General features: G+C 71.7%; 16 protein-coding genes. 10 read left to right on the forward strand and 6 right to left on the reverse strand.

The window, feature by feature from the left end:
- Positions 1-152: 152 nt before the first annotated feature.
- Together ACLQ26_RS11500 and ACLQ26_RS11505 are read left to right on the forward strand one after the other, a co-directional pair.
- Positions 153-383 (forward strand): hypothetical protein, encoded by a 231-nt coding sequence (locus tag ACLQ26_RS11500; RefSeq protein ID WP_425744412.1) that lies wholly within the window; start codon positions 153-155, stop codon positions 381-383.
- 38 nt (positions 384-421) lie between these two features.
- A complete protein-coding gene (locus ACLQ26_RS11505) occupies positions 422-1,360 on the forward strand; it encodes a cyclase family protein (RefSeq protein WP_425744413.1) in 939 nt (312 codons plus the stop codon).
- A gap of 21 nt (positions 1,361-1,381) precedes the next feature.
- Here the strand turns inward: ACLQ26_RS11505 and ACLQ26_RS11510 are convergent, their stop codons facing one another.
- Positions 1,382-3,202 (reverse strand): VanW family protein, encoded by a 1,821-nt coding sequence (locus tag ACLQ26_RS11510; protein WP_425744799.1) that lies wholly within the window; start codon positions 3,200-3,202, stop codon positions 1,382-1,384.
- 200 nt (positions 3,203-3,402) lie between these two features.
- Between ACLQ26_RS11510 and nudC the strand changes: the two genes are divergently transcribed.
- The 3 genes from nudC to ACLQ26_RS11525 all read left to right on the forward strand — a co-directional run bounded on the left by nudC (position 3,403) and on the right by ACLQ26_RS11525 (position 6,986).
- Entirely contained in the window at positions 3,403-4,323 is a 921-nt protein-coding gene (gene nudC / locus ACLQ26_RS11515) for an NAD(+) diphosphatase (RefSeq protein ID WP_425744414.1), read from the forward strand.
- A gap of 447 nt (positions 4,324-4,770) precedes the next feature.
- Positions 4,771-5,325, forward strand: coding sequence for a DUF6230 family protein (locus tag ACLQ26_RS11520; protein WP_393298119.1), 555 nt, complete (start codon positions 4,771-4,773; stop codon positions 5,323-5,325).
- Between the two features lie 80 nt (positions 5,326-5,405).
- The gene (locus ACLQ26_RS11525; protein WP_425744415.1) at positions 5,406-6,986 is read left to right on the forward strand and encodes a DUF6114 domain-containing protein; all 1,581 of its coding nucleotides are present in this window, start codon (positions 5,406-5,408) and stop codon (positions 6,984-6,986) included.
- A 48-nt stretch (positions 6,987-7,034) separates the two neighbouring features.
- Here the strand turns inward: ACLQ26_RS11525 and ACLQ26_RS11530 are convergent, their stop codons facing one another.
- Positions 7,035-8,705: a DUF885 domain-containing protein gene (locus ACLQ26_RS11530; RefSeq protein WP_425744416.1), complete on the reverse strand. Its 1,671-nt coding sequence runs from the start codon at positions 8,703-8,705 to the stop codon at positions 7,035-7,037.
- A 107-nt stretch (positions 8,706-8,812) separates the two neighbouring features.
- On the opposite strand from ACLQ26_RS11530, the gene ACLQ26_RS11535 reads away from it, so the two are divergent.
- Positions 8,813-9,823, forward strand: a complete 1,011-nt coding sequence (locus tag ACLQ26_RS11535; protein WP_425744417.1) for a DMT family transporter — start codon at positions 8,813-8,815, stop codon at positions 9,821-9,823.
- A gap of 154 nt (positions 9,824-9,977) precedes the next feature.
- Here the strand turns inward: ACLQ26_RS11535 and ACLQ26_RS11540 are convergent, their stop codons facing one another.
- Both ACLQ26_RS11540 and ACLQ26_RS11545 read right to left on the reverse strand, forming a co-directional pair.
- Entirely contained in the window at positions 9,978-11,048 is a 1,071-nt protein-coding gene (locus tag ACLQ26_RS11540; protein ID WP_425744418.1) for a PHP domain-containing protein, read from the reverse strand.
- A 29-nt stretch (positions 11,049-11,077) separates the two neighbouring features.
- Entirely contained in the window at positions 11,078-11,845 is a 768-nt protein-coding gene (locus ACLQ26_RS11545; RefSeq protein WP_425744419.1) for a M23 family metallopeptidase, read from the reverse strand.
- Between the two features lie 62 nt (positions 11,846-11,907).
- Between ACLQ26_RS11545 and ACLQ26_RS11550 the strand changes: the two genes are divergently transcribed.
- From ACLQ26_RS11550 to ACLQ26_RS11565, 4 genes are all read left to right on the forward strand, one after another.
- Positions 11,908-12,297 carry a hypothetical protein gene (locus ACLQ26_RS11550; protein WP_425744420.1) on the forward strand — a complete coding sequence of 130 codons (390 nt, stop codon included), beginning with the start codon at positions 11,908-11,910 and terminating at the stop codon, positions 12,295-12,297.
- 112 nt (positions 12,298-12,409) lie between these two features.
- Positions 12,410-12,577, forward strand: coding sequence for a hypothetical protein (locus ACLQ26_RS11555; protein ID WP_167626078.1), 168 nt, complete (start codon positions 12,410-12,412; stop codon positions 12,575-12,577).
- 117 nt (positions 12,578-12,694) lie between these two features.
- Complete coding sequence (locus ACLQ26_RS11560; protein ID WP_425744421.1) at positions 12,695-13,222, forward strand: tRNA adenosine deaminase-associated protein; 528 nt, start codon at positions 12,695-12,697, stop codon at positions 13,220-13,222.
- Positions 13,223-13,418: 196 nt separating this feature from the next.
- Positions 13,419-13,862 (forward strand): nucleoside deaminase, encoded by a 444-nt coding sequence (locus ACLQ26_RS11565; protein WP_363686794.1) that lies wholly within the window; start codon positions 13,419-13,421, stop codon positions 13,860-13,862.
- Positions 13,863-13,932: 70 nt separating this feature from the next.
- Here ACLQ26_RS11565 and ACLQ26_RS11570 read toward each other — a convergent pair whose 3' ends face one another.
- Positions 13,933-15,087, reverse strand: coding sequence for a sensor histidine kinase (locus ACLQ26_RS11570; RefSeq protein WP_425744422.1), 1,155 nt, complete (start codon positions 15,085-15,087; stop codon positions 13,933-13,935).
- Positions 15,084-15,740, reverse strand: a complete 657-nt coding sequence (locus tag ACLQ26_RS11575) for a response regulator transcription factor (protein WP_193376595.1) — start codon at positions 15,738-15,740, stop codon at positions 15,084-15,086. The genes ACLQ26_RS11570 and ACLQ26_RS11575 overlap by 4 nt, the downstream gene beginning before the upstream one ends.
- Between the last annotated feature and the right edge of the window lie 49 nt (positions 15,741-15,789).

The following is a 15,789-nucleotide window of genomic DNA, read 5'->3' on the forward strand; positions in this document are numbered from 1 at the left end:
GCGCCGATGGTACTGCACTCGTGAGGGTGTGGGAGAGTAGGACACCGCCGGACAATCTTTCAGAAAAGCCCACCCCTTTCGGGGTGGGCTTTTCTGCGTTTCCGCGCCTGGCGCTGATGCCGACGGCCGATGCCATGGCCTAGGCTCGGCCCGTGGACGACGTCCTGATCTTCCTGACGTTCGCGTGCTGCGTGGCCGCGGTCCTGGGCGCGTTGGCGTGGCTGGGCGTCCGTGGCCGCCGCCGTGGGGTCGGTGGTGAGGTCATGGGGCCGTTCGAGGAGATGTGGCATCCGGCCGCGACCCGGTACCGGGCCGAGATCCGGATACAGGAGGAGCGCATGGTGCCGATGCCCTCAGCCGATGGGAAGGATCAGATCGCGTGACCGGAGGAGTCGAGGCGGGGATGACCGCGGAGCGACAGATGCCCACGCAGGACGACGTGCTCGGATACTTCGACACGCTGTCCAACTGGGGACGGTGGGGTGACGACGACGAGCTGGGCACCCTGAACCACATCACCGACGAGGTCCGGCTGGCGGCCGCGCGGGCCGTCCGCCACGGCCGGAGTGTGTCCTGCGCGTGGGAGGTCGCCGTACCGGTCGAGATGGAACGGTCGACCACGTCGTGCCCGTGTGCCGCCGACATGCCGGGTGCCGAGAACATGCCGGTCGCCGCCTTCCACGCCGACCGGCGGTGGGGCTTCTCGACCGAGCGGCTCGGCATGACCTTCCACGGCAACACCATCACCCACATCGACTCGCCGTGCCACCTCTTCTGGGACGGCAAGATGTACAACGGCCGGTCGCACTCGTTGGTCGACGTCGAGACGGGATCGGGGTGGGCGGCCGTCACCGCGGCGGCGAACGGGATCGTCACGCGTGGCGTCCTGCTGGACGTCGCGGGGGCCCGTGGTGTGCCGTGGCTGGAACCGGGCCAGGGCGTCTTTCCCGAGGATCTGGAGGAGGCCGAGCGTCGGCAGGGCGTCCGGGTGCGGCCCGGCGACGCGGTGCTGCTGCGGACCGGCTACGGCCGCTTCCGACACGAATCCGGTGTGGCAAGCGGTTTCACGCAGGCCGGGTGGCACGCGTCCTGCCTGCCGTGGCTGCACTCGCGCGGGGTCGCGCTGATCGGCGCCGACACCCCGCAGGACGTCCAGCCGTCGGGGTACGACGACGTGCTGATGCCTGTGCACGCCGTGAGTCTCGTCGCGATGGGGCTGTGGCTGCTCGACAACTGCGACCTGGAGGCGTGCGTGGCAACGGCCGCCGAGCTGGGCCAGTGGGACTTCCAGCTCGCTGTCGCACCGGTCCGCTTCGCCGGCACGTCCGGCAGCCCGGTCAATCCCATCGCCACCTTCTGACGGCGGCGCACGCACCAAAACTCAGGAGGGCTTGGGGCCGCAGACGTAGCGGGGCTCCGCGTCGTAGCGCCAGGTGAACTTCTCCCGCTTGACGACCACGCCACCCTTCTTGATGACGCGGAACGCGTCCTGGGCGAAGCCGTTGATGCCGTTGCTCGGAATGCACGACGGGCCGGGCTCCAGGTGGATGACCTTCGGAGTGGTGATGTTGCGCCGAGGGCCGTACTCCGTCTTCACGCTGTCGTAGATCTTCGTGCTCCAGATCGAGACGGTCACCGAACTCGACGTGTACGAGGTGTCGATGAGCAGGCCGTGTTCGGTGTTGTTGCGGAACTTGAAGTCCAGGCTCGGCCAGAAGATGGTCGACTCGATGACGGCCGGGTACCTGTCGAACCAGTACGAGTGCGGCTTGTGCTCGACGTCCTCCAGGCCCGCGTAGTAGGTGGCATTGAACAGGGTGGTGGTGAACTGCGAGGTGCCACCGCCGACGCCCGGCACCAGCTTGCCGTCCAGGATGACCGGCGCGTCCCGGTAGCCCTGCGCGTAGCCGCGTTCGCCGGTGTGCCCGTTCAGGGAGAACGTCCTGCCCGGCAGCACGACCGTGCCGTCCACCTCCTTGGCGATGGTGGCGATGTTCTGGCTGCGCGACGACGCCATGCCGCCGGTAAACCGCGTGGTGAAGGTGGACACCCGCTCCTTGATGCCCAGACCGGCCAGCTTCTCCGCGGTCAGCTCCGGCGGTGTCGCCTTCAGCTCGCCTGTCACCTCGCGTCCGTCCGACCGTGGCAGCACGGCCAACAGGTCACGACCCAGGGTGGCGGTGTCGAGCTGCTGGCCGGCGCGGCCGTCGGTGACCTTCGGCCGGCCACCGGAGATGGTCATCGACGCGTCCTTCGGCGGCACCTCGATCGCGTCCAGGTCGTCGCCGAGGGCCGTGCGCAGCCGCTTGACGTCGACCGTCGGGGTGAGCTTGCCGGCCTTGTCGGCGGTGAACCGGAGGCTCTTCGCGATTGCCGCCGGTGGCACCCGTACCGAGCCCCTGCCGGTGCGCAGGGTGACAGGCGCGGCGACGGCCGGCCTGGCCAGCTCGGCGACCAACCGGTCCAGATCCTCGGCCGTGGTCGCCGGCTGGCTCTCGACCAGCGGCACGGTGACCGGGGTGCCGGCCAGCCACCCGGCGCGGACGGCGTCGGCGGAGCGCTGCGCGTCGAACGCCAGGCCCGGCTTGGGGCGTACGACCTTCGGGGTGGTGCCCTGGTAGGTGATGGCCGGCATCGTCATCGGACGGATCTGGTCGCCGAGCACCCTGCGCAGGGCCGCGTCCAGCCGGTCGGTGTCGATGGTGACCACCGGGTCGACGATCCGGGAGCCGACCAGCCGACTGACCGGGTGCGCTTCGGCCTCGGCGGCCGCTGCCACGGTGGCCGCCACGTCGACGCCCAGGCCCACGTCGGCGGGCTTGATCTCGGCGGTGCGCTCCCCGACTGTGATCCGCAGTGGCGCGGCGAGGGCCGCCGCCCGCCGGTCCAGCTCCGCCCGCAACTCGCGGTCGGCGGCACCGCGGCTCCGACCGCCCAGCTCGGTGCCGAGCACGCTGGTGCCCCGAGGCACGTCCCCGGCATACGCCCAGGCGCCGGCGCCGGCCACTGCGGCGAGGACGCCGCCGGTGACGCCTGTCGCGAGCAGCATCCGCACCCGGCGGGGACGGCGTCCACCGTTGTTCGGCTCCGCGGTGGCCGTCGGCGGTGTGACCGGCTCCGGCTCGTCCGGCCAGGTGACCGCGGTGACCAGCACTGTGGGCCGGTCGTCGGCGGGTGGATGTTTGTCGCCGTACAGCGTCACTGCAACCTCGATCGCCAGGTGCACGGGAGGTCCCCCCTCCCGGAGGACACCACGGTAACCAATGCCCGGCCGTCGGCGGGCTGCGCCCGCTCCGTGCCGCCGTCGCGTGTCGTGCGGTGTGTCGCGTGGGCCGGCGGCGAGCCGGGGCCGACGCCGGGGTCGGTGCCGACGCCGGCCCGCCGCCGTGGCACGGTGACGGGGTGGACACTGCGGAGCGGGTGTTGGCGTACGGCGGCGGTTGGCTGGACCGGGCGGGCGAGCTGCGTGCCGATCCCGCGCGACTTGAGGCGTTGCTGACCGAGCCGACAAGCGTGGTGCTGCCGCTGTGGCGGGACCGCTGCCTGGTCGACGGGGACGGTCCGGTCCGGTTGACGGGCGACCGCGCGTCCCTCGTCCGGACGGCCGCCGACGAGACAGTCTTCCTGGGGTTCGACGGGGACGTCGCGGTGTTCGCCGTGGACCTCTCCGGGCTCGGCGAGTCCGCCGCCGTCGAGATGGCGGGCGCGGCGCGGGCCGTCGACGTACGGGCCCTGGTGGGGCGACTCGACCCTGCCGGCGCGGCGGTTCAGGCGTACGCCCGGGGGTTGCTGCACTGGCATCGGCAGCAGCGTTACTGCGGCACCTGCGGTGCGGTGGCCGTTGCCGGCGGTGGCGGGCACGTGCGGACCTGTTCCGGCGCGGAGTGTGGTCGTCTGCTGTTTCCCCGGATCGAACCGGCGATCATCGTGCTGGTCGAGGCGCCCGGCTCGCCGGAGCGCTGCCTGTTGGCCCGGCACGCCGGTGCGGCGGAGGACTCCTACTCGACGCTTGCCGGCTTCGTCGAGGTCGGCGAGAGCCTGGAGGACGCGGTCCGCCGGGAGATGGCCGAGGAGGCCGGGATCACCGTCACGGACGTGACCTATCGGGGGTCGCAGGCGTGGCCGTTCCCCGCCGGGCTGATGGTGGGCTTCCGGGCCACCGCGACGTCCGACGAGGTACGCGTGGACGGCGTGGAGTTGCTGGAGGCGCGCTGGTTCACCCGGGCGGAGCTGCGGGAGCGGGTTGCGGGTGGCCGGCGGCTCGGCCGGGTCGACTCGATCGATCACCAGCTGCTGAGCGGCTGGCTTGCCGAGGCGCGGTGACGCTGTTTCCGGGGCCTCCGCTCAGCCGTACGGATGAGTCGTGGCTCATCTTCAGCGGTTTTTCAGCCCGACGTTACGTAAATGTAACAATGCTGTGCAGCAACTACCTGCGGTAAGAGCCTCGCAGGTATTTCGTGTGGTTCGAACGTTTTGTTCCGCGCCGCAGCCGGCTTGGGGCTGACTCACGGTGACGCCTCGCGATCTTGCCGCCGGACGTGGGTTACCGGCCAGTAGCAGCGCCCTTGTGAGGTAGGTCGCTTCGCGAGAGCATCCAATCCGCACACTGCCGATCCGCCGACCGTCCCCGGAGCGGCCGCAGCGGCCACGTGCTTTCCCGCAGTCCCGAGTCGCGATCGCGATCGGTGACCCCCGGTTCGAGGAGGACCCGTGAAGGATTCGGAAACCCGTCAGGCGCAGGGCGGCACTCGCTGGCGTCGCTTCGCCGCGATGATGGTTCCCGCTGTGGCAGTTGCCGGCGGCATCGTCTTCGGTATGGCCAACGGCGCCATCGCCGCCAACATCACGGTGGCCGGCAAGCCGTTCAAGGTCTCCGCCGCAGAGCTGGACGGTGACGGCTTCAAGCAGTACGGCGGTGTGGTCACCACCAAGGACGGCAAGGTCATCCCGGTAGCGATGTCGGAGATCGGCGACGCCACGCTCACCAAGCTCTGCCAGTCGGTCGACGCCTCCGTGCCCGGTCTCCCCAGGATCGTGCTCACCATCAACGCGGGCGACGGCGGTCCCGGCAAGGAGGCCCACGCCAAGGGCATGCTGATCGCGATGGAGTCGCTCGAGGGCGACGCCGAGTTCACCAACATCAATATCGGTAGGGACGCCAGCGACCTCGGCCCGGCTCCGGCGGGTTCGTTCGGTCAGGACGCCACGCACGTGAACATCAAGGGCCTCGAGCAGGTTGCCCGCTACACCACCGCCGGCACGTTCACGCTTACCGGCCTCAAGCTCAAGGTCAACGTCGGCGCCGACGCCAAGGAATGCTTCTGAGTTGACGCCGAGGCTCGCGAGGGGCGCCCTTCGCGAGCCTCGGGCCCGCCCCACCCCTTTTCACCGCCAGGAGGACGTACGTGTCGACCGCCACTCATCGCGCGCAGCCCGGCCGTGTCGGTCGAGCCTGGCGCGGTTTCCGCCGCTGGCGGCGGTCCCGGCCCTTCTGGGGCGGACTCTTCACCATCCTGGCCGGAGCGGAGATCCTCAGCACCACGAAGGTCAGCCTGGCCGGGCTGACCCTGCAGATGGGGCCGACCGGCTTCCTGTCCTGGCTGATCCCCACCATCCTGGTCACCTGCGGCCTGCTGATGTGGCTCAGCCCGACGCAACGGATCTTCTACGCCATCGTCGGTGCGGTGACAGCGGTCTACTCGCTGATCGGTGTCAACCTCGGCGGGTTCTTCATCGGCATGCTGCTGGGCATGGTCGGCAGCGCACTCGGCTTCGCCTGGGTGCCGGCCAAGGGCGCTGCCGCCGTGTCGCCCCCGACCGCCGAGGAGCCGGACGACCGGCTGACCGAGGACGGTGAGACCGGCGACGAACCGGCGCTCGTCGACGAACTCCTTCCGGCGCGGCAGCGGGAGGACGAGACCACCGGGCTGCTCACCGACACCATCCCGCAGCCGCGTGGAACGCTGCGCGAGCCGGCGCCGCACGCGAGCGACGCCACCGAGGCGCCGCCCGTCGTCGAGCCCGAGGCACCGCAGACCAGGTCGACGATGGCCCGCGACCCGAAGACGTACGTGGTGACACTGCTCCTGCTGAGCCTCGCCAGCGCGGGCCTGACGACTGTCGACGGCGCCTCGCCGGTGCGGGCGGCGGAACTCTCCTGCCCGACGCCCTCGTCGTCGACCCGGCCCAGCACACCCGCCGCCCCTGCCAGCCCGAGCCCGAGCCTCAGCCCGAGCCCCAGCGCCACGTCGGAGAAGTCGGACGGGAACCTGATCACCGACATTGTCGACGGCATCGGTGACCTCCTCACCGGCGGCGACGACGAGGCGGAACGGTCCACCACCGATTCGAGCGCCGCCGCCACGGCCGAGCCCACCAGCGGTGCCGCGCGAGCCAGCCAGCCGGCCACCCCGAGCGCCGCCCCCACCCGTACCGCCAGTGCCACCCCCAGCGTCACCCGGACGGCGACCACCCCGGGCACCCCTTGTGCCAGCCCCAAGCCGAACAAGCCGGCGCCCGTCGAGCCCGGCAAGCCGCTGCCCAAGCTGGCGGCGGACCCGGACATGCCCACTGTCGCCGCCACCCCGGCGAAGCTGACCGGCTCCAAGGTGGTGATGACGGGGCTGCGGTTTCGGGGAGTCGAGCCGTTGCGCACCGCCAACGGCGAGATGAAGGCGCTGAAGTTCACCATGAGCAGGGCGGTGACAAGCGACTTCGCATTGCTGGTGGCCGGGCCGTCGGGCGGCTCGCTGTTGAGCGAGACGAACGAGCTGACCATCGACGGTGACGTGACCTTCTACGCGACCCGGTTCGTCGGCCGGTTCCTGGGCATCAAGGTCACCTTGACGCCGGACCTGCCCTTCCCGGACGGCATCCCGATCACCTCGCCGCTGCCGCTGACCTTCACCGACCCGCAGATCGACCTGGCCTTCATCTCCTGCCACACGTTGACCGGCCGGCCCACCCTCAGGCAGACGCTGCACTGACCGCACCGCGCGGCGGCGTCCAGACCGGACGCCACCGCACGGTAGGTCCTAGAGCCGGGCCAGCGCCTTGCGCAGCGGGTCGAGGCCCAGCGCGCCCAGGTCCAACGCCTGCCGGTGGAACTCCCGCAGGTCGAAGTCGGCACCCTTGCGGGCCTTGGCGTCCTCGCGGGCCTGCAACCAGATCCGCTCACCCACCTTGTACGACGGCGCCTGCCCCGGCCAGCCCAGGTAGCGGTTCAGCTCGAAGCGCAGGTTCTCGTCCGGCACGCGGCAGTGCGCCCGCATGAACTCCCAGCCCAGCTCGGGCGTCCATCGCTCGCCCGGGTGGAAGCCGAACGGGTTGTCCTTCGGGATCTCCAGCTCCAGGTGCATGCCGATGTCGACGATCACCCGGGCGGCGCGCATCGCCTGGCCGTCGAGCATGCCGAGCTTGTCGCCCGGGTCCTCCAGGTAGCCCAGCTCGTCCATCAGCCGCTCCGAGTAGAGCGCCCAGCCCTCGCCGTGCCCGGAGACCCAGCACAACAGCCGCTGCCAGCGGTTGAGCAGGTCGGCCCGAACGGCGGTCTGCGCCACCTGGAGGTGGTGACCCGGCACGCCCTCGTGGTAGACCGTCGTCACCTCCCGCCAGGTGGAGAAGTCCGTGATTCCCTGCGGCACCGCCCACCACATGCGCCCGGGGCGGGAGAAGTCCTCGCTCGGGCCGGTGTAGTAGATGGCGCCGTCACTGGTCGGGGCGAGGCAGCACTCGATCCGGCGGACCTGCTCCGGAATGTCGAAGTGGGTCCCGTGCAGTTCGGCGATCGCCTTGTCGGCGAGCGCCTGCATCCAGTCGCGGAACGCCTCCTTGCCCTGGATGGTCCGCGCCGGGTCGGCGTCGAGCGTGGCCACCGCCTCGTCGACGCTCGCGCCCGAGCCGGCGATACGCCCGGCCACGACCCGCATCTCCGCCTCCAGGCGGGCCAGCTCGGCGAAGCCCCAGGCGTACGTCTCGTCCAGGTCGACCTTCGCGCCGAGGAAGTACTGCGAGGCGAGCTCGTAGCGTTCCCGACCGGCGGCCTGCTTGTCCCGCCCGTGCGGGGCCAACTCGGCGCGCAGGAACTGGCCGAACTCCGCGGTCGCCGCGGTGGCCGCCGCCGCGCCCCGGCGCAGCTCGGCACCGAGCGTGCCGTCCGCACCCAGCCGTTCGACAAGGCCGTGGAAGAAGTTGTCCCCGGTCGGGTCGGTCCACGTGTCGCACTGCTTGGCCACCTCGATGAGCTGCACCTTCGAGCTGACCCGCCCGTCGGCCAGCGCCTCGCGCAGCGTCGTCTTGTAACCCTCCAGGGCGCCGGCCAGGCCGTTGAGCCGGGCGGCGACGTTGGCCTGGTCGTCGGCAGTCGCCGTCGGCATCAGGTCGAACACCATGCGGACCTCGTGCAGGCCACTCTCGATCACGCTGATTTCGCTCGTCGTCTCGCCGGCCTCGTAGCGGGCCAGGTCGAGGCCGAGCCGTTCCTGCATGGCCTCCTTGGCGGTGCGTTCCGCCTCGGAGTCCGGCTCGGTCACCTCGAGCTCGGTGAGGGTGCGGCGGGTGAGGTCGGCCTTGGCCCGGTAACCCTCGGGTGAGAGGTCGTCGAGCTGGTCGTCATGGCCGGCGATGCCGACGTATGTCGCGCCGGTGGGGCTCAACGGCGCCCACTCGGCCACGTAGCGGTTGGCGAGTTCATCAATTCGTCCCACGGTGCGACACTACGTGACCGCCCCGCCCCGGTGTCGATGCTGTTTCTCGTGTCCAACCAGCAGAAAGTCGCGGGACTTTGTCGTACCCCTGCGGAAGAGTGTCAGGGGTGACCACCGATGTTGCTCCTGACAAGGCGCCGCTGCGCGCCTGGCTGCCGGGTTTCTGCGCCCTCGCCGCCATCTGGGGATCCAGCTTTCTGTTCATCAAGGTCGGTGTGGCCGAATTGCACCCCGTCCAACTGACCCTCTACCGCGTCGTCTCCGGCGCGCTGACCCTGCTGGTCGTTCTCGCGGTGCTGCGCGACCGGCTGCCCCGCGAGCCCCGTGTGTGGGCGCACCTCTTCGTCGTCGCCGCGTTCGGCGTGGCGGTGCCGTTCACCCTCTTCGGTTACGGCGAGCAACGGGTCGAGTCGATGCTCGCCGGCATCTGGAACGCGACGACGCCGTTGATCGTGCTGCCGCTGGCGGTGCTGGTGTTCCGCACCGAGCAGTTGACCGTGCGCCGCGCGATCGGCCTCGGGCTGGGCTTCCTCGGCGTGCTCGTGGTGCTCGGGGTCTGGGAGGGCGTCGGCGGGGCGCACTTCGTCGGGCAGTTGCTGTGCTTCGGGGCGGCCGCCTGCTACGGCGTCGCCATCCCGTACCAGAAGCGGTTCGTCGCGGGCAGCGCGCACTCCGGGCTGTCGCTGTCCACGGCACAGTTGCTGCTCGCCGCCGGGCAGCTTGCCGTCGTCACCCCGTTCGTCGCGGGTGCGCCGCCGCTGCCCACCGAGCTGTCGCCGAAGGTGGTGGTGAGTGTGCTGACCCTCGGGGCGCTCGGCACCGGGCTCGCCTTCGTCATCAACATGCGCAACATCCGGGTGGCCGGCGCGAGCACCGCCTCCACCGTCACGTACCTGATTCCGATCTTCGCGGTGCTGATCGGCGCCGTGGTGCTTGACGAGCGGCTCAACTGGCACCAGCCGGTCGGCGCGCTCATCGTGCTGCTGGGCGTCGCGGTCGCGCAGGGCGTGTTCGGCCGCCGCAAGCCTCGGCCGGTGGCCGGTGTGGGCGCGCCCGTCGCGCCCGCCGCCGAGGCCGCCGCCGCGCCTGCCGAGCCCGCCGCGCGCGCCCGCGGCTGATCAACTCGGCTTCCTTGAAACCGGGGTGTCCTACGTTCCAGGACACCCCGGTTTCAGCGATCCCGAGTCGATCAACGCCGAGCCCTTCAGCGACCGCTAGTCGATCAACGCCCGAGCGGGGCAGCGATCCCGAGTCGATCGACGCCGAGCGGCGTCAGGCCCTTGCGTGTGTCCACTCCACGAGCTGCTCGGCCGACCAGGTGTTTACCACCCGGTCGGCCGGGACGCCGCAGAGCGCGGCCCGCTCGCAGCCGAACCGCTGCCAGTCGAGCTGACCGGGCGCGTGCGCGTCCGTGTTGATCGCGAAGCGGCAGCCCGCCTCCAGGGCGCGGCGGATCAGCCGCTTCGGCGGGTCCTGCCGCTCCGGCCGAGAGTTGATCTCTACGGCGGTGTCGTGCTCCGCGCAGGCGGCGAAGACCGCGTCCGCGTCGAAGTCGCTCTCGTTCCTGGTGCGCGCCCGGTGCCCCCGATCACCCGGGCCGGTCACCCCCGCCGGGCGGGACGACACCATCCGGCCGGTGACGTGACCGAGGATGTCCAGGTGCGGGTTGGCGACGGCCTTCAGCATGCGCCGGGTCATCTTCGCCCGCTCGTCCTTCAGACCGCTGTGCACCGACCCGACCACCACGTCGAGCCGGGCCAGCAGCTCGTCGTCCTGATCGAGTGAGCCGTCCGCGAGGATGTCCACCTCGATCCCGGTCAGGATCCGGAAACCCTCCGGCAGCGCCGCGTTGACCTGCGCCACGTGGTCGAGCTGCCGGCGCAGCCGCTCGGCGGTCAGCCCGCGCGCCACCGTCAGCCGGGGCGAGTGGTCGGTAAGCACCACGTACTCGTGGCCCAACTCCACCGCGGCCAGCGCCATCTCCTCGATCGGCGAGCCGCCGTCGGACCAGTCCGAGTGGGTGTGGCAGTCGCCCCGCAGGGCGGCGCGCAGCGCCGTGGCCTCGGCATCCAGGTCGCTGCCCTCGGTCGCCACCAACCGGCGCAGATAGACCGGCTCCTCACCGGCCAGGGACTCCGCCACGCAGCGGGCCGTCACGTCCCCCACACCCGACAGCTCGGTGAGGGTGCCGTTGCCGGCCCGCTCGGCCACCTCCTCCGCCGGGAGGCCGGCCAGCGCCTTCGCCGCCGAACGGAACGCCCGCACCCGGTAGGTGGCCTCGTTCGCCCGTTCCAGCAGGAACGCGATCCGGCGTAGGTCGGCAATGGGATCCCGAGCGCTCATCCCACCGAACCTAGTGCGTACGAGTCGCGTCAGGGAGCCTTCGGGCAGCCGTGTTTGCGCTGCCACGAGGTCACCTCGGCGGCGGGCTCCCGGTTGCCGCCCTGCCGCCACGAGTCCAGATACCGCGCCGGCCACAGCACACCACGCCGGATCCACCACCCGTCCTTGCCCGTGCACGGCGGCGAGATGCCGAAGTGCACGTGGCAGACGTTGTTGGCGTTACCGGTGCGGCCCACCTTGCCGAGCTGCTGCCCGGCGCGAACCCGCACCCCGGCCTCGACACCGCTGCCGACCACGCTCAGGTGCGAGCCGTAGTAGCGCACACCGTCGTCGCCGAGCAGCGAGACGGACAGGCCGCCGTTGTCCGGGCCCTGCGGCCCACTCTTGGAGTACCTGTCGACACGACTCACCTCCAGCACCTTGCCGTCGGTCACCGCCACGAAGGGCTCACCGCAGTCGGCGAACACGTCCGTCGCCGGGTACGCGCCGTGCGTCGTGTGGTAGTCCACGTTGTCGGCGCGTACCGGAAAGACGTGCCGGATCCCGGCGCGGGGTGCGCTCGGCGACGGCTTGGCCGACGACGGCGTCGGGCTGGCCGGGCGGGTCGGCGGCGGCGGAGTGGCCGTCGGCGCGGCAGGCTGCCCACCTGTCGCCCAGACCGCCGACGGCGCCGGCGCGGCGCCGTCCGGTGGCACTCCGGGCCGGGTCGTCGCGCAGCCGGCGGCAAGCACCGGGGCGAGCAGCAACAGGATCGGGTACGCCGGACGCACGCGGCGACCGATCGTCGGCGAGGGCATTCGGACATCCTGACAGACCGGTACCGTGGGCACGAGCGACGCGCGTGAGGGGAGGGCAACCGGTGACCATCGCCCGACCCGACCCCGTCCCGGATCCCGGTGCCGCCCGCCCGGCGTCGCGTACCCCGTCGGGGCTCTTCCCGGCCGGGCCGCCGACCAGACCCACGTTCCGCGAACCGCACCCGGTGACCGGCGGTGGTGTCGCCGTCGGTGGTGGCGCGGCTGCCGCCTGGCTGCTGCTGTTCGGGCTGCTCGGCACCGACGTGGTCAGCTACGCGTGGTGGACGGTGGTGGCCGGCCTGCTGGCCTGGCTGACGGCCCTGGTCCTGGTCCGCTACGGCGATCGCGGCGTGGCCACCGGGGTGGCGATCGTCACCGCCGGTGGTTGGAGCATCGCCGCCGCCGTGGTGGCGGTCCGTTGGGCGACAAGCGCCGACTGGCCGCTGTGGTGAGCGTGTGCCGACCGGCCCGGATTCGGGCGTGGACGACTGCGCCGCGTGCCCGGTTGGCTGCGTAGCGAACGCCGTCTTGACGTGGCCGTCGAGACTCGGCACCCTCGGCACTATGGCCTGGACCACCCCGCGGCAGGACCCGGATCGCAACCGCCGCCGCCTCCAGTTGCTCGCCGAGTTGGCGGGCGCTCGGGCGGTACGCCAACGCAGCCGGCCGCAGCGACAGCGCACCGAGCGTCTGCGCCAACTGATCGCCACCCGCCGTCGGGTAGCCGGCTGACCCGACTTTGTCAGGTTTGGCCGGCGTCTCGGGGCGTTGACCGGTCGCCCGCCGACCCGACCGGCTAACGTGCACCCTTGACGAGTCGGCGCTGTGCCGAGGGCTTTTGGGGGAACCGTGTCGTACTTCGCTGCGGCCGTGGTGCGTGACGACAGTGGCTGGACCGCCGCCGAGGTCAGCCTGCGGGGCGCCACCGACATCGATGAGGTCGCCGACCGGCTGCGCGACGTCGACCAGGAAGCCGACGTGTCGCTGCTCTTCGTCGAGGCCGACGACGCGTACCTGGTGATCCTGCGTCTCGACGAGGGCGAGGATCTGCGGGTGTTCGGCTCGGATTCGGCGTACGCCGAGGAGTCCCGGCTGGGTCAGCTGCTGGTCGGTGACCTGAAGACGTCCGTGACCGGGCTCGACGGCGACGACGAGCCACGCCCGGTCGCGAGCGGCGACGAGGAGAGCGAGCAGCCCGCCGTCGATCCGGAGGCCGATCCGGTGGGCGACGCCGACCTGTTGGCCAACCTGGGCATCTCCGCGCAGAAGCTGCTGACGCTCTGCGGGACCGAGGGGATGCTGCCGGCGGACGTCACCTCCGAGATCTGCGAGGTCCTCGGATGCGCCGACGAGGTCGAGGAGCTGCGTGAGGTCTGACCCCACCGGGTCGGCAGCGTACGAGGGGATCGTGCCCGCGGGCGGCGCGGAGCCGGCCGACGCCACCGATCCGCTGTTGGAGACGATCCGGCCGGGGCAGCCGACGCCCGGCGCGGTGGGTCGAGCCGGCCCGGGCGCGCACGAGGGGCTGGCCGACCCGGGCGACCTCGGGCGGCGGCAACGGCACGAGCTGTGGATGCGCCGGGCCCTTGAGGTGGCCGTCACCGGCCCGGCCGCGTCGGTGGGCGCCGACGCGATCGATGACATCCCGGTGGGCGCGGTGCTCTACGGCCCGGACGGCGTCGAGCTGGCGACCGGGCGCAACGAGCGGGAGCTGACCGGCGACCCCACCGCCCACGCCGAGGTGCTGGCCCTGCGGCGTGGGGCGGAGCTCACCGGCCGGTGGCGGCTGGACGGCTGCACCCTGGTGGTCACCCTGGAGCCGTGCACCATGTGTGCGGGCGCGCTGGTGCTGGCCCGGGTCTCCACAGTCGTCTTCGGCGCGTGGGAGCCGAAGACCGGCGCGGCCGGCTCCCTCTGGGACGTGCTGCGCGACCGCCGGCTCAACCACCGTCCGGAGGTCTACGGCGGGGTGCTGGAGACCGAGACCGCCGCCGTCCTGCGCGCCTTCTTCCGCTGAACCCGAGTCGGCACACCGCCGCACCTGCCGTCGCCCAGCCGGTCCGGCAGTGGGCCGGGCGACCCGGCGGTCAGGCTGCGGGAAGGGTCACCGTGACGGTCAGGCCACCGGCCGGGCGGGGCCGCGCGTCGACCGTGCCGCCGTGGGCCCGAGCCACCGCGCGGACGATCGACAGCCCCAGACCGAAACCCCGCGCGCCCGCGACCCGCTCCCGGGACAGCCGACGGAATGGCTGGAACATCGTCTCCACGTCGTAGCCGGCGACCACCGGGCCGGTGTTGCGCACCGTGAGGGTCGGCTGGCCGTCGACGAGCCCGGTGCACACCTCGACCCAGCCCTCGGTGGGTAGGTTGTGCCGCAGCGCGTTCTCCACCAGGTTGAATGCGAGCCGTTCCAGCAGCACCGGGTCGCCGAAGACCTGCGCCGGCGCGAGCGAGCGGTGCACCCGAAGGTCGGGTGCCTGCTGTACGGCCTGATCGGTGACGTGCGCGCAGACCTCGGCCAGGTCGACAGGCGTACGTTCGGTCAGCTCGTTCTCCGAGTCCGCCAACGTCAGCAGGCCGTCGATCAGCCGCTCGTGCCGCTCGTTGACCGCCAGCAGCGATTCGCCCAACCGTTGGGTCTCCGCCGACGCGTCGGGACGGGTGATGGCCAGCTCCACCAGGGCGCGGTTGAGCGCCAACGGGGTACGCAGCTCGTGCGAGGCGTTCGCCACGAATCGGCGCTGCCCGTCGAACGAGCGGTCGAGCCGTCCCAGCATCTCGTCGAACGTGTCGGCGAGTTCGCGTACCTCGTCGCGGGGGCCGCGGAGCGCGATCCGCTCGTGCAGGCCCCGCCCGGCGGTGTCCGCGCCGGCGATCCGCCGCGCCGTGTCGGTGACCTGCTGCAACGGCTGTAACGCCCGGCCGGCGAGCAGCCAGCCGAAGGCGATCGCCACCGCCGACACCACTACCAACGCGATGCCACCCTGCGTGAGCAGCGACTCCAACGCGCTGCGTTTCGCCTCGTCCTGCGCCTCCTGCAGGATGGCGCGCAGGTTGTCGACGTTCTGCCCGCTGGGCGTCGTGGCGCTGACCTTCGGCAGGTCGCGCAGGCTCACCCCGAACGGCTGCGGCATCCGCTGATCGACAAGCACGTACGTGACGGCGAGCAGCACCATGCCGGCCAGCAGGAACAGGCCCCCGTAGATGAGGGTGAGCCGGGCGCGGATGGTCAGGCGTTTCATCGGATCTGGTACCCCGCTCCCGGCACCGTCTCGATCACCGGCGGGTCGCCGAGCTTGCGGCGCAGCTTCATCATCGTCACCCGGACCACGTTCGTGAACGGGTCGATGTGCTCGTCCCAGGCTCGTTCCAGCAGGTCCTCGGCGGAAACCACAGCGCCGTCGGCGCGGAGCAGCTCGGCCAGCACCGCGAACTCCTTGCGGGACAGCGCCACGTGCCGGTCATCGCGGCGTACCTCGTGTCGGGCCGCGTCGAGCTGGATGCCGGCGCGGCGCAGCGTCGGGGGCGCGGCCGGGCGGGCACGGCGGGTCAGCGCGTGCACCCGAGCCGACAGCTCGACCAGGGCGAACGGCTTGGTGAGGTAGTCGTCCGCGCCGAGCGCCAGCCCCGCGACCCGCTCCCGGACGGCCGCCGCGGCGGTAAGCATCAGCACCCGGGTCTCCCCGCCGGCATCCACGATCGCCCGGCACACGTCGTCGCCGTGCACCACCGGCAGATCCCGGTCCAGGACGACCACCGCGTACTCGTTGACGCCGAGCCGTTCCAACGCGGCGTCCCCGTCGTACGCCACGTCGACGGCGAACGACTCCCGACGCAGCCACTCCGCGATGGCGTCGGCAAGCATGGTCTCGTCCTCGACCACAAGCACTCTCACCCCTCCATGGTGCTCGGGACGCGGTAACGGCGGCATAACCGCAGACGGT

Origin of the sequence: Micromonospora sp. DT43 (assembly GCF_049841645.1) — a bacterium.
Lineage (GTDB): Bacteria > Actinomycetota > Actinomycetes > Mycobacteriales > Micromonosporaceae > Micromonospora.